Annotated in this window: 21 protein-coding genes and 2 pseudogenes; 10 read left to right on the top strand and 13 right to left on the bottom strand. The window is 42.6% G+C overall.

Annotation, left to right across the window (positions count from 1 at the left end; genetic code table 11):
* Window positions 1-2: 2 nt before the first annotated feature.
* On the bottom strand, window positions 3-344 hold the full coding sequence (locus ACAN56_RS01365; protein WP_379139938.1) for a ribosomal protein L7/L12: 342 nt from the start codon (window positions 342-344) through the stop codon (window positions 3-5).
* A 183-nt stretch (window positions 345-527) separates the two neighbouring features.
* Between ACAN56_RS01365 and ACAN56_RS01360 the strand changes: the two genes are divergently transcribed.
* On the top strand, window positions 528-872 hold the full coding sequence (locus ACAN56_RS01360; protein WP_038592564.1) for a hypothetical protein: 345 nt from the start codon (window positions 528-530) through the stop codon (window positions 870-872).
* Window positions 873-1,021: 149 nt separating this feature from the next.
* Here ACAN56_RS01360 and ACAN56_RS01355 read toward each other — a convergent pair whose 3' ends face one another.
* Both ACAN56_RS01355 and ACAN56_RS01350 read right to left on the bottom strand, forming a co-directional pair.
* Window positions 1,022-1,774, bottom strand: a complete 753-nt coding sequence (locus ACAN56_RS01355) for an SDR family NAD(P)-dependent oxidoreductase (protein ID WP_379139935.1) — start codon at window positions 1,772-1,774, stop codon at window positions 1,022-1,024.
* Window positions 1,775-1,777: 3 nt separating this feature from the next.
* On the bottom strand, window positions 1,778-2,191 hold the full coding sequence (locus ACAN56_RS01350) for a MarR family winged helix-turn-helix transcriptional regulator (protein WP_379139933.1): 414 nt from the start codon (window positions 2,189-2,191) through the stop codon (window positions 1,778-1,780).
* 634 nt (window positions 2,192-2,825) lie between these two features.
* Between ACAN56_RS01350 and ACAN56_RS01345 the strand changes: the two genes are divergently transcribed.
* The 3 genes from ACAN56_RS01345 to ACAN56_RS01335 all read left to right on the top strand — a co-directional run bounded on the left by ACAN56_RS01345 (window position 2,826) and on the right by ACAN56_RS01335 (window position 4,719).
* Window positions 2,826-3,473: a FusB/FusC family EF-G-binding protein gene (locus tag ACAN56_RS01345; protein ID WP_379139931.1), complete on the top strand. Its 648-nt coding sequence runs from the start codon at window positions 2,826-2,828 to the stop codon at window positions 3,471-3,473.
* Window positions 3,474-3,747: 274 nt separating this feature from the next.
* Window positions 3,748-4,218 (top strand): DinB family protein, encoded by a 471-nt coding sequence (locus ACAN56_RS01340; protein WP_379139929.1) that lies wholly within the window; start codon window positions 3,748-3,750, stop codon window positions 4,216-4,218.
* A 51-nt stretch (window positions 4,219-4,269) separates the two neighbouring features.
* Window positions 4,270-4,719, top strand: coding sequence for a YdeI/OmpD-associated family protein (locus tag ACAN56_RS01335; protein WP_379139927.1), 450 nt, complete (start codon window positions 4,270-4,272; stop codon window positions 4,717-4,719).
* An 898-nt stretch (window positions 4,720-5,617) separates the two neighbouring features.
* Here ACAN56_RS01335 and ACAN56_RS01330 read toward each other — a convergent pair.
* From ACAN56_RS01330 to ACAN56_RS01305, 6 genes and pseudogenes are all read right to left on the bottom strand, one after another.
* Window positions 5,618-5,776 carry a transposase gene (locus ACAN56_RS01330; RefSeq protein ID WP_038599888.1) on the bottom strand — a complete coding sequence of 53 codons (159 nt, stop codon included), beginning with the start codon at window positions 5,774-5,776 and terminating at the stop codon, window positions 5,618-5,620.
* 186 nt (window positions 5,777-5,962) lie between these two features.
* Window positions 5,963-6,181 (bottom strand): SHOCT domain-containing protein, encoded by a 219-nt coding sequence (locus ACAN56_RS01325; protein WP_038592547.1) that lies wholly within the window; start codon window positions 6,179-6,181, stop codon window positions 5,963-5,965.
* Window positions 6,182-6,195: 14 nt separating this feature from the next.
* Window positions 6,196-7,548: a sensor histidine kinase gene (locus ACAN56_RS01320; RefSeq protein WP_379139923.1), complete on the bottom strand. Its 1,353-nt coding sequence runs from the start codon at window positions 7,546-7,548 to the stop codon at window positions 6,196-6,198.
* A pseudogene (locus ACAN56_RS01315) lies at window positions 7,538-8,245 on the bottom strand (response regulator transcription factor). The gene ACAN56_RS01320 and the pseudogene ACAN56_RS01315 overlap by 11 nt, the downstream one beginning before the upstream one ends.
* 66 nt (window positions 8,246-8,311) lie before the next feature.
* Window positions 8,312-8,575 carry a hypothetical protein gene (locus ACAN56_RS01310; protein ID WP_038592538.1) on the bottom strand — a complete coding sequence of 88 codons (264 nt, stop codon included), beginning with the start codon at window positions 8,573-8,575 and terminating at the stop codon, window positions 8,312-8,314.
* A 279-nt stretch (window positions 8,576-8,854) separates the two neighbouring features.
* Window positions 8,855-9,220 carry a cupin domain-containing protein gene (locus ACAN56_RS01305; protein ID WP_379139921.1) on the bottom strand — a complete coding sequence of 122 codons (366 nt, stop codon included), beginning with the start codon at window positions 9,218-9,220 and terminating at the stop codon, window positions 8,855-8,857.
* A 242-nt stretch (window positions 9,221-9,462) separates the two neighbouring features.
* On the opposite strand from ACAN56_RS01305, the gene ACAN56_RS01300 reads away from it, so the two are divergent.
* From ACAN56_RS01300 to ACAN56_RS01290, 3 genes are all read left to right on the top strand, one after another.
* On the top strand, window positions 9,463-10,554 hold the full coding sequence (locus ACAN56_RS01300; protein ID WP_038592535.1) for a Fe(3+) ABC transporter substrate-binding protein: 1,092 nt from the start codon (window positions 9,463-9,465) through the stop codon (window positions 10,552-10,554).
* An 87-nt stretch (window positions 10,555-10,641) separates the two neighbouring features.
* Window positions 10,642-12,207, top strand: a complete 1,566-nt coding sequence (locus tag ACAN56_RS01295) for an ABC transporter permease (protein WP_331281723.1) — start codon at window positions 10,642-10,644, stop codon at window positions 12,205-12,207.
* Window positions 12,204-12,884: an ABC transporter ATP-binding protein gene (locus ACAN56_RS01290; RefSeq protein ID WP_038592528.1), complete on the top strand. Its 681-nt coding sequence runs from the start codon at window positions 12,204-12,206 to the stop codon at window positions 12,882-12,884. Before ACAN56_RS01295 ends, ACAN56_RS01290 begins: the two co-directional genes overlap by 4 nt.
* A gap of 258 nt (window positions 12,885-13,142) precedes the next feature.
* On the opposite strand, the pseudogene ACAN56_RS01285 reads toward ACAN56_RS01290, so the two are convergent.
* Window positions 13,143-13,353 (bottom strand): annotated as a pseudogene (locus ACAN56_RS01285) (hypothetical protein).
* Window positions 13,354-13,701: 348 nt separating this feature from the next.
* Window positions 13,702-14,004: a MazG-like family protein gene (locus ACAN56_RS01280; RefSeq protein WP_197073598.1), complete on the bottom strand. Its 303-nt coding sequence runs from the start codon at window positions 14,002-14,004 to the stop codon at window positions 13,702-13,704.
* A 206-nt stretch (window positions 14,005-14,210) separates the two neighbouring features.
* On the opposite strand from ACAN56_RS01280, the gene ACAN56_RS01275 reads away from it, so the two are divergent.
* Window positions 14,211-14,369, top strand: a complete 159-nt coding sequence (locus ACAN56_RS01275) for a hypothetical protein (protein WP_379140406.1) — start codon at window positions 14,211-14,213, stop codon at window positions 14,367-14,369.
* A gap of 396 nt (window positions 14,370-14,765) precedes the next feature.
* Here the strand turns inward: ACAN56_RS01275 and ACAN56_RS01270 are convergent, their stop codons facing one another.
* Window positions 14,766-15,752, bottom strand: coding sequence for a zinc-binding dehydrogenase (locus ACAN56_RS01270; RefSeq protein ID WP_038592525.1), 987 nt, complete (start codon window positions 15,750-15,752; stop codon window positions 14,766-14,768).
* Between the two features lie 135 nt (window positions 15,753-15,887).
* Here ACAN56_RS01270 and ACAN56_RS01265 point away from each other — a divergent pair, with 135 nt between their 5' ends.
* Window positions 15,888-16,463, top strand: coding sequence for a TetR/AcrR family transcriptional regulator (locus ACAN56_RS01265; RefSeq protein WP_379139917.1), 576 nt, complete (start codon window positions 15,888-15,890; stop codon window positions 16,461-16,463).
* A 113-nt stretch (window positions 16,464-16,576) separates the two neighbouring features.
* Window positions 16,577-17,134 (top strand): sugar O-acetyltransferase, encoded by a 558-nt coding sequence (locus ACAN56_RS01260; protein WP_379139915.1) that lies wholly within the window; start codon window positions 16,577-16,579, stop codon window positions 17,132-17,134.
* Between the two features lie 267 nt (window positions 17,135-17,401).
* Here ACAN56_RS01260 and ACAN56_RS01255 read toward each other — a convergent pair whose 3' ends face one another.
* Complete coding sequence (locus ACAN56_RS01255) at window positions 17,402-18,394, bottom strand: alpha/beta fold hydrolase (RefSeq protein ID WP_379139913.1); 993 nt, start codon at window positions 18,392-18,394, stop codon at window positions 17,402-17,404.
* Between the last annotated feature and the right edge of the window lie 9 nt (window positions 18,395-18,403).

Below are 18,403 nucleotides of genomic sequence, written 5' to 3'. Positions count from 1 at the left end.
CCTTATTTCCCCCGCTCCATATCATCAATAAAATTTTTGGCATCCATCAGGGATAAGTCCCGCGCTTCACGCAGTACTTTTATGGCTTGGATTTTCTTGCCTTCGGCCAGCAGCAGGCGCAGCCTGTTCTCCAAATCCGGCATTAAATCAATATTCTGCACAAATTGCGGCGTCGGGGCAGCAATCCCCGTCTTAATAAAACCTCCATCCATCGCTGACCGGCTGTCGATCCGTTCCAGCTGTGACTGCAATTCGTTGACTCGCTTATTGAGACTGATTACCCTGAGCATAAGCAGCAACGTGAGTATCAGTGCCGCGAGTGAGATCCAATCCGTATTTTCCAAAGATATAGCCTCCCTATTATAAATGGTGTGGTGTATTCTCTACATTTCAATACCCGTCATGCTCAGTCGTGAACAATCCGCCAGTGATTGTTGTTGCCCGAGAATGAAGAATATCATATCCCTCCGCTGAGGAACATGATATTTTTGGAAAAAGTTTTTAGTGTAGCATAAGGGGGCTTTGATATGATTACTCCACAAACGCTTGATGAATATTATGTAAGGATCGGCAGGCTGAAGCAACGTTATTTGTCGGAGCGGTTTGAACAGGATCTCCCTGTATTCAGCTCACATACGGAAGCGGTTGAGTGGTTCAAGGCACTTTTTCAAGGCAGCTTTATCTTCGTGGAAGAGATGGAAGGTGCTAATTCCGAGAGCTACTATTTATATGACATTATCCATGACAGAGAAATCTGGGAACGCAGAGAGAGAGACTTAAGAGAAAAAGGTCAAGCTAATGGACTGGGCATGCTGCTTTGCGCGCAAAGAGTAGATATTTACAAAGACGGTACAGTACATTTGGCGGTTTAGCGGTGTTCACTCCATGATTTTTGAATTTCTAAATTTCCGATACAGATTTCAAACGAGAAAAGACCCGGGAAGCGGAGGGAATCCGACAACCTGGGTCTTTGGTGTACAAAGCAGCTTACTGTAAATGCAGAAGCGTAGCCTAGAATTATTTATTTAGCGTAGTATCCGCCGTCAATTGGCAGCTCCACGCCTGTAATGTAGGAGGAATCATCCGAAGCCAGGAACAGGACGCCTTTGGCGATGTCCTCAGCTGTGCCCAGGCGCATAAGCGGGGTCTGGGCGAAGAACCATTGCTTCATTTTTTCATCCTTGAGCAGATCCTCGGTCATTGGAGTTTCGATATAGCCAGGATGTATGGAGTTGGCGCGGATATTATGCTTGGCATAATCTACAGCAGTGGCTTTGGTCAGCATACGTACGGCACCTTTACTGGCAGTGTATGGACCTGCGCCGCTTCCGCCGGTCAACCCGGCGATCGAAGAGATGTTGACAATTGAGCCGCCGCCGGCTGCGATCATGTGCGGAATGACTGCTTTTTGTCCGAGGAAAATACTGGTTACATTGATGCCCATCGTTCTCTCCCAGCGTTCCACGGTTTGTTCCATAAATGGAGTTGGATCAGAAACACCGGCGTTGTTGACAAGAATGTTGATGTGGCCGTACGCCTTCAAGGTTTCATCAACGACCCGTGCCCAATCTTCTTCGGAGACAACGTTTTGCTTTATTCCAATGGCTTCGCCACCGTTTTCCCGGATCTCTTGGACAACCTCCTGCAGCTTCTCTTCCTGTAAGTCAGTTATTACAACTTTGGCGCCTTCTTTGGCGAACAGCAGGGCGTCTGCTTTACCCATCCCGCCGGCTGCTCCAGTAATAACCGCTACTTTATGATCTAATCTTCCCATGTGTTATTCCTCCTGTGACTGTGTATTGGTTATATTCATTTTCAGTTCTAAGTGATCGATCATCTTCTGATAAGAATGGATGAGAAGGTCCAGCTCTGTGCCGGAAAATTCACTCCATAATCCGTCTGTCAGCTGTTTGTACCGTTCCAGCATCCGTTGTTCGACTTCACGCCCTTGGTCTGTAATCTTCAAGTGCACCTGGCGCCTGTCAGTTTCAGATACCACACGTTCAATATATCCCTTCTGAACGAGCTTACTGCTTAAATTGGTGATGGCGGAGAGCGTTACACCCAGCACATTGGCAAAATAGGAGCTGGTCTGCATGTCATGCTTCGCCAGGGTTTGCAAAATAAAATATTGGGGCGCCGTTAAATTGTTGTCCAGTAATTTGGTGTAGCTCGCTACCAGTGTCAACATATGACGGCTGATTAAATAAGATAGCTGATCCTGCTTGTCCAGTAGTCATCACCTCAAAAATATACTTTAAATATTTTAATAGTTAACATGGTTTAACTATTTAAATGTAAACCTTTTTAGAACGTCAGTCAACTGAACTGGAGCATGGGAGGGAGTGGTAAAATTTAGCTTGAGTGATGCACTCATTGACTACTACAGATAACATGCCAAAAAGACAGCATAATTTATGCGGTCCCTTTATTGTAAAGTGCTTATCTCCATTTGAGCTGAGGTATGAGCATGCAAGCGGAGAGGAATTGAAGCTTACAGGTACATTTTCAAGAGAGCGGAGAGTGTTTTTATCTTGATACCGCTTACATGTATTGGCGCTAAAATTGGTGAGAGGGAAACAGAAAAATTGCACCTCCTGGGGTTTCTTGATATACTTTTCCCATGTGAATTTGATTGGGGGTTTTACTGATGGCAAAGCAGAATTGCTCATTAGCTAGGAAGTCCTCATGTAAAGCCTAATCTGGGGCGATACTTTGCGTGGGGGCGGTAGGATGGATACGATCGCCCAACCTTGACTTTATCGTTTCTAATAATAGGCTTTGCACCTTATGTTTTTATATAAAAAATAAGGGGCTGAAGAGCTATGAATACACCATTTATTAGAAACCATCAATATAACGTCATTAAGAAACAAACGGATTTTTTGCAGAAAACGCTGCGAACCGTCGCGGATCGAAACGTCTTGAAGACTGTAAGATATCGTGCAGCTGCGAATATTATTGAAGCCATTCCTAATCTTACAAATGATCAGCAGCAAATGCTGGAACAAATATCGACCTTCGAAAGTGCATATGATTTCCAGAGATTTCTGAGCGCATTAGAACCCTATCTGGAGCCATTTCCACCAATTACGTTGAAGCAGATTCAGAAACTATTTCCTAAGTATAAGAAGCTGAAGGTGCCTGACTTAGGATCTATCGACTTCCGATATGTAACGCATCTGAGTTGGGTAGACATAGCTACGAACAAATTATTCATTGTCTATCCGTTCGAAGGACAGTTCATTGGTATCGAGGGAAGAATCACGCCCACTAACAAGAAAGGGTACTGCTTGTTCTGTAATCGTCATCAAGAGCTTGCATTCCTCACGGTTAAGACCAAGCCAGCGAACGCTTCACCGGATAATATTTCTTCTATTGGCCAGTACGTATGTCTGGAGAGCGATGCTTGCAATCAGAGCATTACCGATATAGGATCATTGGAGAAGTTCATCTTTTCGGTTCGGAAATAACTTTAACTACGACAGGCTGCCCTAGAGGCAGCCTGTTTTACTTTGTTCCGTGTATAAGAGTGCTTATTAGATCGCGTAAACTGAATGTTGAAAGGCGATTCAGACTGAGCGAGGAACGCCGAAGTGATCAGGAAACTATTTGAAATACATATTCGGTGGAGCTAGCTTAGGGGTTCACAAATTTGCCAATAGCACTGCTGAGAATGAGAAGGTTTTGATGTTGAAATCAAGAATATAGTCACAATACTAAATTATGAGAATTGAGTTGATGAGCATGAGTGACAAGATGGTAGCTGTCTTAAGAAGACAGTTTGAACCGACGTTAGAAATGTTGAAGCAACTTATCGAAGTATGTCCTGATGATTTTTGGATGGATGCCAAGCAAAAATACTGGAAGCAGATATTTCATGCTACAACCAGTATGAAATTTTGGTTTAGGCAGCAGAAGGATGAAGATTTCAAAATACCTGACTTCGGCAAGGATATAACAGAAGCCCTAGATAAGGAGTGCTCTGACTACCCTACTAAAGAGGAAATGACGGAGTATGTTGAGGAGATATTGAGTGTGGCCCGTAGGTTTTTGGATGAACTTACTGATGACAGATTATTGGAACCATGTGTACTATACGAAGAAATAACCAAAACTGATGTAATCCTAATGCAAATCCGACATGTTCAACATCATATAGGTTATTGCAACAATATACTGAATTCGAACCACCTAGAAGCAGTAAAGTGGCTATGATAACGTGAGTAATAGAAAACAGCTTCTTTACAATGAGGAGTGTTATTCAATATGGTCTATGAATTTGATAGTGAGATAAAGATGCTGGAAGGTAAAATGAAATGGAAAGTAGTTTATTTCCCATATTCAGTAAGGGAAGTATTCGATACTAATGGTAAAGTATCTGTTCAAATCACCGTGGACGGGCACGAGTTTGACCATACGTTGTTGCCGTCAAAAAATGGGCATTATTTTGTTTATAATGAATTTATTCGAAGAGCAGTACATAAAGAACTCGGTGACAAACTCCATGTAGTTCTTAAAAAATGTGAGGAAAACCGTAATATTGTTTTGCCTGATTACATTTCAAAAAGCCTTGAAGATCACCACATACTGAATACATTCCTAACTCAGCCTGATTACATTAAGCGAGAGCAGATAAATTATATTGAAATTGCTAAAAAGGAAGAAACAAAGAATAACCGGGTATTAGCTTTAATTAATAAACTTCAAGATAAATAAATCCTGTATGAAAATCACAAAAAAGTGCCGCAATCAATGAAAGAAAGTTGATTGCGGGACTTTTTTGTCTGAAAAATCAAATGGGCTATAATTGCTTCAATATTACAAATGTTATAGAAGTTCAGATTTAGATGTATCGAAAAAATTGAAATACAGGTTTCGGAGCTAACTAAGTGAAGGACTTCATGATGAATTCAAAATATTCAGATGGATCATGTTTTAAAATGTTATTATATGGTAAATATTTAATAATAAAAGAGGGAGGTGACATGAGTTAAAAATAGGATCAACTAATCTGAGAAAATGTAATCAGTAAACCTCATAATGAGGCAGTTAACAGTGTAAATGAAATTTTATTGCCAAATTAATTAACAGGACTAATTGGATCCATAAGTAAAGGAATAAATGAATTAACGGCAAATCCTGCAGTTGGGACTGCAGGATCAGAATTAAGTAAGATCCGGAGAAATTCATTTGATAATTCAAACGATTCGAGTTACATCACCAAGTACAGTCTAATTACAGAATATCGTATAGAATGAACATATTAAATAAATGAAATGAAAAGTATCATGCAAAGAAATTAATATTCTAAAAAAATGATAAAGAGTAGTAAAATATCATTTATAATACCACAAGCATAATAAGCCAGATCAGAAGCAATAACGGCTAAATTAGGCTGGTCCGGTTTATTTACATGATACTTATTCACAAAACCCGTATTTTGTACATAAGTATGTAGGTTGATATATACTCTCCCTTTTAGGACAACACAAATTGACACAATGTTGCCTACATAAATGACACAAAGTTACCTACATTGTTATCAATTACATCAGAATAGCCAAAGCAAGCCTTTGTTTCAGCCCCTCCAGATAAAGAGTCGGTATCCTTCGCTTCAGTGCTTTCTCACCCACACTTTCAGTTGGGTGCTGTTCCGAATACCCAACATTTCTGTCACTACATTATAGCTGGCTGATCCCTTAAGATACTCCCTGACCGCCGCCATCTTGAAATCTTCCGTATACTGTTGAAATACTTGTCCTTTTCTGGCCATAAAAGGATCCCCTCCAAGTGTACTCGTTCCTAGTAATAACATTAGGTTTTTTACGAGTGTTTACTTGAAGGGAATATTTCTCGTCTCCCCAAAAGATGATCTTTTTAGAATTATAAACAAACCAGGAGGGAGATAAATCAAATGAGGTGGGCTCCTTGTTCTTTTGCCATATCTCCATTAATGTTATCAATCCCGCAAAATGCTCTTCATCCGGTAATAATCTTCCTCCGTGATTTCACCTCTTGCAAAGCGTTCATCCAAGATTCTCTCTGGAGTATTGTCAATAAATCGTGAATTCCCATTGCCCCTAACCCATTTTATCACCAAATAGATTACACCTACGATCAGTAAAAAATTGATGACTAATCCAAATGTTCCGAACCCAGAGCCGTAACCCATCATCATTTCCTCTCATCCTTTCATCGTATTAATGGAAGACGAACACAAACAGTAGTTCCCTTTTTATTCTCACTTTCAACATGAATAGATCCGGCATGAGCATCCACTATGGCTTTAACAACCGCTAGTCCTATTCCGGCTCCGCCAGTCTTCCGATTCCTTGATTTCTCCCCGCGGTAAAAACGTTCAAAGATATAGGAAAGTTCATCTTCAGGTATTCCCATTCCGGTATCGGATACGATGACTACGCCCTCTGCTTTCTCTTTTAACACTTCAATATGAATACTTCCAGAACTCGTATATTTGAATGCATTGCTTATCAGATTTACGAATACCTGAACGAGCCGCGAACGGTCCCCTGTGATCCAAACGTCATTTGTACTTATCAGGTCAGCTGAAAGTCCTTTATGCCTAAACTGGCTGGCTACTGTATTTAACGACATCTCAACAATATCGTTAAGAGATACGATCTCCGTCTTCAGCTGAACCATTGGATTCTCTACTGCAGCCAGATTTTCCAAATCACTGATGAGTCGAACCAGTCGCAGGACTTGATCATGACACACTTGAAGCTTATTCGGCGTCGGTTCCCATATGCCATCCTGAAAAGCTTCCAAATGGCTTTGTATAGTAGTTAAGGGCGTTCGCAGCTCATGCGCCACATCAGCAGTCAGTGATTTCCTTAACTGATCTTGCTTTTCCAACCCTTCAGCCAAATGATTGAGCGCACGCCCCACGTCATCAATCTCTGTATTTTGATTTATAACTTCAACCCGGGAAGTGAGATCTCCCTCCCTCATTCGCGAAGCGATATCTTTAATCTCTAAAAGAGGCTGGCTAATGCTTTTGGCCATATAGCTGCTAAACAGATACGTCCCGGCAATAACGAGAATCATTGCGGCCCATAACAATGTATTAAACATTCGCAGAAACTGCTGATTTTGGCTTTGCGATGTTTCGTTCACTGGTTGAAATTCCAATGTCCCGACCTGCTGATTGTCTTTTACGATTGTTTTTGTAATGGTGTCTTGCTTAGGCTGGGAATTCACTTCTCTTTGCATCCCCATTTGGCTAGTGTCCCAAATCAATTGGTGGTCTTTGTCATATACACGAACGATATATTCACTAACCATCGCCTGGTGCGAAATCATCATCCATACATTTGTATTCCATTGGCTGGTTGACTCATTATAAGCTTCTTTTAGATCTTCCAGTAACGTTTGTATTTCCGCCCGCTCCTGGTTTTTCTGATATTGGTTGAACGAAACATTCATTACTATGTTGACAAGCAGGACAATAGACAGAAGCGCAGCAAGAGCCACACCGGCATGGGATATAAGAAGCTTTCTGCTCAATCCGCCTCTATTTCTCATCCGGACTCACCAAGAATTTATATCCCACTCCAAATACTGTACCGATAAAAACAGGGTGTTTAGGGTCATCGCCAATTTTTTGTCTAATATTCTTGATATGAACATCGATGGTTCGCTCGAATCCTTCAAAGGTATCACCCTGGGTAAGGTTAACCAGTTCAAGGCGTGAGAACACTCTCTTCGGATGCTTCGCTAAAATTTCCAGCAGCTTAAACTCCATATGGGTAAGGGATACGGGCTCCTCGTGAATTCTCACCTCATAACGTTCCAAATCCATTGTTAAACAGCCTTGCGCATATGACAGCAGTGACATATTCCCTTGTTCCCGCTGATTGGTTCTTCTTTAAAGACTAATCACCCGGGCGAGCAGCTCTCTTGGGCTGAATGGTTTGGTAATATAATCATCGGCTCCAATCATGAGCCCATTCACCATATCGTCCTCACTGCTCTTTGCAGTCAGCATGAGTATCGGAACGTTCGATGATTTACGTACCATTCTGCATACTTCCTCTCCGGTCATATCCGGAAGCATCAAATCCAGCACGATCAGATCGGGCTGAAAGGTTTCAAAAAGATGAATCGCGCCTCTTCCTGTGTCGGCTTTGTACACAATATAATTATTCTTTTCCAAATAAGCCTTAATGACCTGCAGGATATTTTCTTCATCATCCACCACTAAAATTTTCACGAACTTCATCACCTGCTTTGTTGTTAAAATGAGACAGACCTCATTTCTATGAGGTCTTATCTTATCATGATCGGATTAGAAGTTCATCATACCCCTGCTATATTGAGAATTTTGCATCATTCCTGACATTCCCGTACCGTTTGAAGTGCTGCAATTATCATGCATTTGCTTGATTTGGTCCTCTGACAGGTTTGGGTGCATTTGTTTGGCAAAGGGTAGCATTTTTCCTAAAAAACTGCTGCCGTTAGTATCATTGTTTGCTGTTGCAGCGTAAGCGCCAGCGGTTCCAATCCCCATAACAAGTACCAATGCTGATAATCCAATCCAAAGTTTCTTCATTTGTATCTCCTCCTTATAGTTACACTATATAAGAGAGTTATGAAGAACAAATTTGCAGCTTATGAAGAAGTTATGAAGATAGCAAAAGGATATGAACACGAGAAAGAAGCCTTTCACTCAACTTTATCCGGTGAAAGGCTCATTTAACTAAGGAGGGGACTAACGTTGGCGCATTGCGTACATGTTTGACATTATGTTTCTTCAAATCAGTTGTTCTATTCGATAATTGTCTGCTGAATGAAACTGAAGTTATAAATACTAAATTTAAAGCGTCGTCTATCAATGTGATACCATTGCCTCCACCTTTGTAACATGTATGGTTCCGGTCGGATGCTCTGGTGGCGCGTAAATAACATAGACTAAGTCACCCATTTGAACGAGACCCTGGCCCTCTTCAATTCGGATAAATTGGTCTGTATGAGGGTGTACTTCTAAACCAATGTCATCTCCAACCGGAATGCTCATAACTGTAACTTGAAAATATTCTCCCGACCATAAAGCAGTTCGAAAGGTATTATTCAGTTTCGTAACTTGCTCAATGTTGATGACGAACGGTTTCTTTCCGTAATCCATAATCTCAGTTCCATTCCAGGAGCTAGAACGCTCAGAACCATGATAAGGGGAATACACTACAGGGTTACCCATTATTAGAACAGGATAGCTTTAGTATGACCTGGAGTATCGAAGCTGTAAGATCTATCTAGAGCTAAGGAAACGTGTTGAGGACTACATCGCCTGCAACAACTACAAACGATGACAATATGCAGAAAAAAATGACTCCCGATGAATCAGTTGAGTTTATTTTTATTGACATAAAGAGATCATAAAAGTTATCATATCCCTTAATGAGAATGAGAATCATTATAATTTCAGGGGGATGTTTTGGTATGATGAATAGAAAGTTTTTAGTTCCATTGCTTACAGGAATCTTGACTGTCGGACTGTTGGCAGGCTGCGGCGCCAACAAGACCAATGAAACAAGCGCCGTTAACTCGGGGGAGAACCAGCCAACTGCACAGGCTGCTGAGCAAGTAGTAAATGTTTATTCCGCTCGCAGTTATGACGTAGACGCCCTGCTGTATGAAAAATTCACTGCGGAAACCGGAATCAAAGTAAATCTTATCGATGGCAAGGCAGAGGAATTGATTGAGCGTCTTAAGCGTGAAGGAGAAAGCACACAGGCTGATTTGTTCCTTACCGTTGACGGAGGCGTATTGAACAATGCCAAGCAGTCCGGGTTGCTTCAGCCGGTAACTTCGGAAACCATCGATCAAAACGTACCTCAAGAACTTCGTGATCCCGACAATGAGTGGATCGGACTTTCCACACGCGCCCGTGTGATTGTATACGCTAAGGATCGGGTTAAACCCGAACAACTGTCCACCTACGAGGATCTGACAAGCCCTGCTTGGAAAGGTAAAGTACTTGTCCGTCCTTCCTCAAGCTTGTATAACCAGTCCCTTCTGTCGTCATTCATTGAACTGAACGGAGAGGTGAACGCTGAAGAGTGGTCCAAAGGACTTGTTGCCAACTTGGCCCGTACTCCTGAAGGAAACGACCGTGACCAGGCGAAAGCTATCGTTGCTGGTGTGGGCGATGTTGCGATTATGAATACTTACTATGTAGGTCTGATGCTGAACTCGGATGATCCTGAAGAAGTGAAGGTCGGGCAAAACATCGGTGTATTCTTCCCGAACCAGGAAACAACAGGCGCTCATGTAAATATCAGCGGTGTAGGCGTAATCAAACACAGCAAGAATACGGAAAATGCCGTGAAGCTCATTGAATTCCTGACCGGCGCAGAAGCGCAGACCATGGTTACCAATGAAAACTATGAGTTCCCGGTAAATGCAAAAACAGAGCTGCCTGAACTGCTCAAATCCTGGGGAACTTTCAAAGCGCAGCAAATCGATTTCAACAAACTGGGCGTTCACAATGCCAAGGCGATTGAGATCATGAACAAAACAGGCTGGAAATAACATATGCATCTTAGCGCAGTTAAGGTAAAGTTAAAAAGGCGCCTTAGCGTTTGGCGGATCGTAAGCTTAGCGGGGGCAGCAGTCATTTTGCTGCCCATTTTTTTCGTATTCCTCTCGATCTTTGATCCGCCGAACGAAAACTGGGTGCAAATCAGGCAGTACCTGGTCAAGGATTATATTGCCCAGACGGTTCAGCTGACAATGACGGTTGCCGTACTTACAGGACTGCTCGGTGTCACGCTAGCCTGGCTAGTAGCGGTGTTTGATTTTCCGGGGAAACGGTTCTTCAGGTGGGCGCTGGTCCTGCCTTTGGCGATTCCTCCTTATATTGCCGCATTTACGTACAGCACGATGTTCAGCTACACCGGTGTTGTCCAGACCACGCTTCGGAACCGGTTCGGGATCGTCCCCGATCAGGAACTTATTACGTTTTCTTCAATGCGGGGCGCGGTTATTGCATTCACCTTGTTTCTGTTCCCTTACGTATACCTGATCACCAAATCGTTCCTGGAAAAACAGAGCGCTTCTTATATTGAGAACGCCCGGCTGCTTGGAAGAAATGGCTGGTCCATTTATATCCGTATCGCCCTTCCATTATCCCGGCCGGCGATCGCAGGTAGCGTCAGTCTGGTCATGTTCGAGGTGCTGAGCGATTACGGGGTCACCAGCTATTTCGGAATACAGACCGTGTCTACGGCAATTTTTCAGACCTGGTTCGGGATGTACGATGCCGATTCGGCCATGCGCCTTGCCGCCTGGCTGATGATTATTGTGCTAGGCCTGTTCTTTGTCGAAATGCTGCTTCGCAAACGGCGGGCTTACAGCTCTACAACCAGCAAATCGAGACCGCTTGTGCCAAGACGACTTACCGGATTGCCGGGAATATCGGCAGCCGTGTTTTGTATGATTGTCTGGTGTGCCTCTTTCCTGTTTCCGCTTCTTCAATTGATCGAATGGGCCAGTTGGACCTTTGACACCATGTGGAATGGGGACTTTGTCCATCTTGTCTATCAGACCTTGTCCGTGGCTGCTGTTTCCACCCTGATTATTATGGTGTTTGCGCTGATTGTAGCCGCTGCGAATCGTTCGCGTTCTACAGCTTCATTTTTTCTCTCCAAAGCGGTAACCGCCGGCTACTCCATTCCTGGAGCGATTATTGCCATCGGTGTGCTGGTCGTGTTCCTGCAGTTGGATAAAGGTTGGGCCGCTGTTCATCATCAGTTTGCATTAAACGGAACACCTCTTGTGCTCAGTTTAACCCTGGCCATGCTGGTTATGGGCTATGTGATCCGGTTTATGGCTACAGGATTCAATGCTGTGGAAGTCGGATTTGAGAAAACGGGACAGAAATTTACGGAAGCATCCAGGATGCTGGGGCTTGGGATGACGAAAACATTTATTAAAGTGGATCTGCCTTTGATCAAGGGGGCGGTAATGAGCGGTTGTATCTTAACCTTTGTGGAAATCTGCAAGGAACTTCCGCTTGCTTTGATACTCAGACCTTTCAATTTCGAGACCCTGGCTACAAAAGCTTACCGGTACGCGAACGACGAACAAATTTTCGAAGCATCCATCCCGTCTCTGCTTATTATCTTCATCAGCTTCATCTCGGTTTATGTAATGCATCGCTTAGACAGGAAGTGGGAAAAATGAGTATTGTAGAAATCCATAATCTTTCGTTCTCTTACGGACGGGGGATTCCCCCGGTTATCGAACGGTTCTCCTGCTCCATTGAAAAAGGGGATATTGTCGGCATTGTCGGCGCAAGCGGCAACGGAAAAAGCACGCTGCTGCGGCTGATCGCGGGCCTGGAGATTCCGGCTGGAGGGGAAATCCGGATTAACGGCGCTCCTGTGGTCAATGAAAGTACCTTTGTACAGCCGGAGCAACGGGGTGTCGGGATGGTATTCCAGGATTACGCGCTTTTTCCTCATATGAATGTCCGGAAAAATATCGAGTTCGCCCTTCACCGGCTTCCGAGAAAAGAGCGGGCCAAGCGTCTGGAGGAAATGCTTGACCTTGTCCAGCTTGGCGAATTCAAGGAACGTTATCCCCATGAGCTCAGCGGCGGGCAGCAGCAACGGGTGGCGCTCGCTCGGGCGCTGGCGCAGAAGCCGACGATTCTGCTGATGGACGAACCTTTCAGCAACCTCGATGCGGGGCTAAAGGAATCGATCCGTTCCGAGCTGCGGACGATCTTAAAGAAAGCGGAGATGACCTGCCTGTTTGTTACCCATGACCGGCAGGACGTCGAAGCAATAAGTGACCGCTCGATACATCTAAGATCAGAGCCAGATTTAACTGAGCGGAAATTAGTTTTTTATTCATAAAACATTCGCAACATTCAATGGCCTGTATTTACCCTGCACTCACTACCATCGTCGCCTATTTACGACTTTTTCAAAAAAATATTTACGGTAATAGGAACAAGCTCTTGTACCCATAAAATCAAAACCACCCGTCCAACGGGTGGTTTGCTCTTGGGGTATAACCCCCTGTTGCCAAACTGCGCCTAAAGACGCTAGCCTGACCACAAATTTGTTCAGGCTCAGTGTAATTTGTCATTTCCACTTACCCGTTAAACGGGTTTATTTCTTTTTGTTCCTTTTGTCACTGAATGGATCTTCGTACTCTTTTACACTCACTTTATCTATGGCTTGGTCATGTGCTTCTTGTTCACGAATGTACTTTGCTACGTTGGCTTCTTTTAGACCCACAGTGCTCGGTGAATACAATGTGGTATTTGCACATCCACTTTGTGTGAGCTAAACTATAGCTCTGTTTGCCATCTAAGACCATTCCCTTCGCCTCGCCTGAACATCTCAATTTTATCGGAATGGTCTTGTTGGTCAAACCCTCGATCCCTCCACCCGCATAGCGGGTGGTTTTTTGTTTCGCGCGTTTCACGCACTCAACTGGCTAAAGCCATAATAAAAAATCCGCGCCCTGCGCGGATTTCAAAAGGTATATATTCTTGTCCTCTTACAAAACACAACTCCAGTGAGTTGTGTTCAATAAACTACGCTCATCATTTTGTCCATTAAGCGTAAAACTTCTTTGGTTGGAATGATGTAGTCACCTGCTTCAATTGGATCTGCCCCTATCTTTACATGAGGTGTCATATCGTGTGCCGAGTGGGGGAAAGTTTTATTCTTTTACTTTTGTAAGTACACCATCTTTATTTTCGTATATTCTTTTTTCATTTTTTTCCATTTTACACACTATCTCTTCTTCCAAGTTAATTCCTAGAAGTTCCGAAAGCCCTATTAAGTAGAGTGCAACATCAGCCAATTCTTCACCCAAATCGTCTTTCTTTTTCAGATAAGCTTCGCAAGCTTCTGATAATTCGCCATATATAAAACAAAATTCTTGGAAAATATCAGTTACATTAAATCCTTTCGCAATTTTATTCTGATAAACTCTTTTTTGTAACTGTAATAAATCAATCATTTTATTCACCTATCCTATATATAATTTTTATCTCGGGATTATGATTGATATTTCCGGCAATACATATTCTCCTTTCATAAAATGAAATATATTCTTTTTTTATTGCGAATTAAATTCTTTGATGTAATTATATGGATTTTATGAAATACATTATAAACTATAAAATCTCTGTTATATATGGCTTGAATTTCGGATAGGGGTTCAATATTTCGGAGATATCGGTTTATAATGCTGAGAGAACCTATGACTATTATCTCCAGCATTTTGGTAGCAACAGTCTGGACAACAACGGGCTACAGATCCGCTCCACGGTCCATTACTACACTTCATATAACATCGCCTTCTGGAATGGAGCTTTTAGATAATCATCAAATCGGCAATAGTACCATGTTCTTGTCCATTTGCCGAGTACCCCCTTTCTAATGCATCTAATGCAAAAAACAACCGATTATTTACGGTTGTTTACAGTCGTTTAATTATGTTTTTTACTGCAATTTGATTGGCGTTTAGTCATGTTTTTTACAAATGAATCCACGTAAACCTTATACCATGTTCTTTTTCCTCAACAGCTAAAGTGTTCTCCCGAAACGGCTTAACACTTGCTCGCGCAGTTTATTCACATCTTCTAGGCATGTAACATTTGCTGATATTATACAGGATTGGCCGTTTGATAGAGATATTAACGCCGAAATCCCCTCCAATTTTTCCTTCCGTCTACCTATCAGAACGATCATTGATCCCTCTTTTGCAAATAGTCGCTCCTAAATGACTCTGGCTGCAACCTTGCCGGTGATCTTGCCTTCTTTTAATTTTTTCAAATAGGATGGAATTTCTTCCATGGTTATCGTTGTGATTTGTGGAGGTACAATCTTTCCTTCTGCAAGCAATTTACCAAAATGATCTCCAATTCTTGCCAGATTGGATTGTGCATTAAAATCACCTTGTGTATGAGCAGCACCAAGTGCTATCTCGTGTAAAGACATCCCTTTATCATAAAAACGGATTCTGCTAAAATCAGGGAATCCAGCCGTTACAACCATTTCGCCGCCGAAGGCAAGAATCTCAAGGTCTTTAGTTGCACTATCGGGACTTATCGTATTTAAAACGTAATCAACACCCCGGCCATTAGTCAGATTCAAGATGTCTTCATATACACTTCCTTTAGTAAAATCAATTGCCTCATCTGCCCCAAGAACGCGTACATAGTCGATATCCTTTCCTAAGCAAGTAGTAATCACTTTCAATCCACATATTTTTGCTAATTGAATCGCATATCCCCCTACACCCCCTGCACCGCCATGAATCAATATGGTGCCACCGGATTGCGGCTTAAGCTTCTGCATTATCGCTTGATACGCCGTATATCCTGCTGCCGGAACTACCGCTGCCAGTTCGAAAGGCACTTCATCCGGCAGTTTGCTTGCAGTGTGAGCTGTAGTCACAGAGTATTCCGCAAATCCGCCATCGAGATTATTAATGCTGCGAAGATAGTACACGCGGTCTCCAATTTCAAAATTGTTCACGCTGCTGCCAACGGCATCTACAATTCCTGCAATTTCTAATCCCAGAACGCGTTTCTTCTCGGACTCCAGACCATCGTACTCAGCCACTTGGTAATCCGAAGGGTTCAATCCTGCTGTATAGACCTTCACTCTGATCTCATTATCTTTGGGTTCTGGCATCTCCCTATTTGTAACAACAGTAAGGCTGTCCAGTTCCCCTGGTTTTTCAAGAATTAGTGCTTTCATAAGATTTCCCCTCTTAAATTCAATTGACAAAATTCATTAAATAACATACATTCGAACTGACATTACAATTGTAACATCATATCAAACAGGGTCAATGCATGATAGAACGGGCTTAACAAAGAAGGGGAGATTGTAATGTCTGAGAAAGAAGATACAGAGTTACAACGTATGGGAGGCCTCAGGTTATCAAATGAGGAATCTAATCGAATCACTAGATCAAGTATTGAAGCTGCTTTGGTGCTGCTTATGAAGGATCAGGCTTTTGAGGATATAACGATTACAGGTATCGTTAAACGGGCCGGGGTGTCCCGCACTGCTTACTACCGGAATTACAACTCCAAAGAAGATATTCTACAGAGTACGATGAAGGAAATTGTAGATAAAATCGTTGCTGCGATGAATCTGCATCATCCAATTAGAAACTCTTATGATTATTGGCTTGCTTTATTTCACACTTTAGAACAACATATCGACTGCTTACAAATTATCCTGAAAGTTAACATGGCAGATACTATACTTAGCGAAATGCAAGACGCACAATTGATTAGATCAAAAGAAGTATCCTTACTTACCAACTACGCTGCTTACTTTTGGAGCGGTGCCATCTACAGTGTAGCTGCAAGTTGGATTAGAAGCGGTGCGAAGCAATCCGCTGCAGAAATGGCAATGCTCTGCTATAAAATAATAGAAGCGGTAAATGGTGATTGTTGACAACGTAAATCTTATTACAGATTGTAATTTCAATCCAAGATCATATCAGAATAGTTTTTATGTGAACGCCCTATCGTATATACTTAGTAAAATGTTGGAATAAGGGGATATTTATGAGCGAACCTAATAAAGGAAAGTTCTACTACGAACGTGGAACGGATGAACTACGGGAGAAAGGCTTGCGTGTCCAGAAGCTTATTAAGGCTTTCAATGACTGCGACCCTGAGGATGGGAAAGAGAAAGAAAGATTGATTCGAGAGTTGTTTGGAAGCGCTGGTGAAGGAATAAGCATCGAGCATAATTTTCATTGTGACGTAGGTTATAACATTCATGTGGGACGCAACTTCTATGCTGGCTATAACTGCACCATATTGGATATGGCTGAAGTTCACATTGGCGACGATTGCATGTTTGCACCGAACGTCGGAATCTATACAGCGGGTCATTCAATTGAACCGAAGGACCGAAATAAAACTGGGTACGGCATACCGATTACGATTGGCAACAATGTCTGGATTGGTGGGCACTGCGCCATTTTGCCAGGTGTGAAGATTGGTGACAATTCTATTGTTGCGGCGGGCTCGGTAGTAACAAAAGATGTACCTGCAAATGCGATTGTCGCAGGTAATCCAGCCAAGTTGTTGAAGCATATTACAGAGGACGAAAATTAGTTCACTTCCACGTGGCTTTGAACTAAAAGGAAACGTTATTTCAACAAACAGCGGCAGTCTATAACTTTATTTTCTAGTTCAAGGCTGCCGCCGTTGGAAATATTGGGGGCCCGATCCTTTCTGCAGATTCCTGTCATTTCGATTTTCACTTTGACATCCGTGGATTTTTCAGAAAAGATCAATTTTCGCCTCCTTTTGTTCGTAAAAGAGAGTAACTGCAACGCAAAAAAAATCGCGCAGCGCGCGATTTATGATGGTACCAGACTGTTAATCTGTTGAGTTTATTCCTCCCGTAAATCCCCTTATTTTTTCAGAGATTTCTTTAGAATGGGAACGATACAGATAATGTCCCGCGTCCAATAAGACCATTTCTCCATGTACAGAGTTCTGTATCTGCTTCTCATGTTCCGGAATCCATCGGTCCGTCGCAGGGTGATTCGCCTGAAGAAAGAAAAGGACAGGTAAATTGGCAGGAAAAGTGAGTTTTTCTGCTGCTTTAAAGTTGGAATACATACTCACTGCCTCATTTAATTGAGTTGTATTATACATGTTTTTGCGTATCAAGATGTCCAATTGTTCTTTAGCCGCTTTATCATAGGGCAGTCCTTCATAAGGGTCAGCACTCAGTTTCAATTGTAACCGGGCAAAGCCCAGGTTGCGGAACCATTTAACCGGTTCTGTATCAGACGAATCAATTTTCTGTTCGCTTAGTGACGGAACACTGCTGTCCAGCCCGATAAAGGCTTTCACTTCATTTGGATATTGGTTCACATAATCCAGACTATAGAGCCCGGAAATGGAGTGAGCAATAAGGGTGTAACGATCGATCCGGAGACTTTGTAACGCTTCATGAATTTCACTTACAATGTTGGCTGAACTGCGCTCCTTCCGGGATTGATCGCTCAATCCGTAACCAAAAGGTTCGATCACGACGACTTTATAATAAGGGCTTAACTCTGATAGGAGTGGCTTAAAATCAAGTGCAGGCGCCGCTGTTCCATAACCGGGAAGAAGCACTACGGTTTCTTCGCCTTCGCCTTGGATGAAAACATTCATATGCTTACCATCTACAGACACAAGCTGACCATACTGCTCCATTCTTTTTTGTTCTGAATGACTGCTGATTTTGTTTACAGTAAATACGATGGCGATAAAAAGTAGAATAGCTATAACCACTGCGGCGATTACTTTTAATGAAATATGCAGCACTCTTTTCACTATTGAACGCTTCCTTACTTCCTCTCCTGCTGTTTGTGCCAAACTCTCTCT

The sequence above is a fragment of the Paenibacillus paludis genome (assembly GCF_042610515.1).
Taxonomy (GTDB): Bacteria; Bacillota; Bacilli; order Paenibacillales; family Paenibacillaceae; genus Paenibacillus_AQ.
Note: the sequence above shows the minus strand (reverse complement) of the source record. Positions and strands in the feature narration are given on the sequence as shown.

Bases quoted from the DNA above. Each gene is read 5' to 3' on its own strand.
- ACAN56_RS01360 (WP_038592564.1), top strand. From the start codon at position 528: ATGATTACTCCACAAACGCTTGATGAATATTATGTAAGGATCGGCAGG.
- ACAN56_RS01355 (WP_379139935.1), bottom strand. From the start codon at position 1,774: ATGGGAAGATTAGATCATAAAGTAGCGGTTATTACTGGAGCAGCCGGC.
- ACAN56_RS01350 (WP_379139933.1), bottom strand. From the start codon at position 2,191: ATGTTGACACTGGTAGCGAGCTACACCAAATTACTGGACAACAATTTA.
- ACAN56_RS01345 (WP_379139931.1), top strand. From the start codon at position 2,826: ATGAATACACCATTTATTAGAAACCATCAATATAACGTCATTAAGAAA.
- ACAN56_RS01340 (WP_379139929.1), top strand. From the start codon at position 3,748: ATGAGTGACAAGATGGTAGCTGTCTTAAGAAGACAGTTTGAACCGACG.
- ACAN56_RS01335 (WP_379139927.1), top strand. From the start codon at position 4,270: ATGGTCTATGAATTTGATAGTGAGATAAAGATGCTGGAAGGTAAAATG.
- ACAN56_RS01330 (WP_038599888.1), bottom strand. From the start codon at position 5,776: ATGGCCAGAAAAGGACAAGTATTTCAACAGTATACGGAAGATTTCAAG.
- ACAN56_RS01325 (WP_038592547.1), bottom strand. From the start codon at position 6,181: ATGATGATGGGTTACGGCTCTGGGTTCGGAACATTTGGATTAGTCATC.
- ACAN56_RS01320 (WP_379139923.1), bottom strand. From the start codon at position 7,548: ATGAGAAATAGAGGCGGATTGAGCAGAAAGCTTCTTATATCCCATGCC.
- ACAN56_RS01310 (WP_038592538.1), bottom strand. From the start codon at position 8,575: ATGAAGAAACTTTGGATTGGATTATCAGCATTGGTACTTGTTATGGGG.
- ACAN56_RS01305 (WP_379139921.1), bottom strand. From the start codon at position 9,220: ATGGGTAACCCTGTAGTGTATTCCCCTTATCATGGTTCTGAGCGTTCT.
- ACAN56_RS01300 (WP_038592535.1), top strand. From the start codon at position 9,463: ATGATGAATAGAAAGTTTTTAGTTCCATTGCTTACAGGAATCTTGACT.
- ACAN56_RS01290 (WP_038592528.1), top strand. From the start codon at position 12,204: ATGAGTATTGTAGAAATCCATAATCTTTCGTTCTCTTACGGACGGGGG.
- ACAN56_RS01280 (WP_197073598.1), bottom strand. From the start codon at position 14,004: ATGATTGATTTATTACAGTTACAAAAAAGAGTTTATCAGAATAAAATT.
- ACAN56_RS01270 (WP_038592525.1), bottom strand. From the start codon at position 15,752: ATGAAAGCACTAATTCTTGAAAAACCAGGGGAACTGGACAGCCTTACT.
- ACAN56_RS01265 (WP_379139917.1), top strand. From the start codon at position 15,888: ATGTCTGAGAAAGAAGATACAGAGTTACAACGTATGGGAGGCCTCAGG.
- ACAN56_RS01260 (WP_379139915.1), top strand. From the start codon at position 16,577: ATGAGCGAACCTAATAAAGGAAAGTTCTACTACGAACGTGGAACGGAT.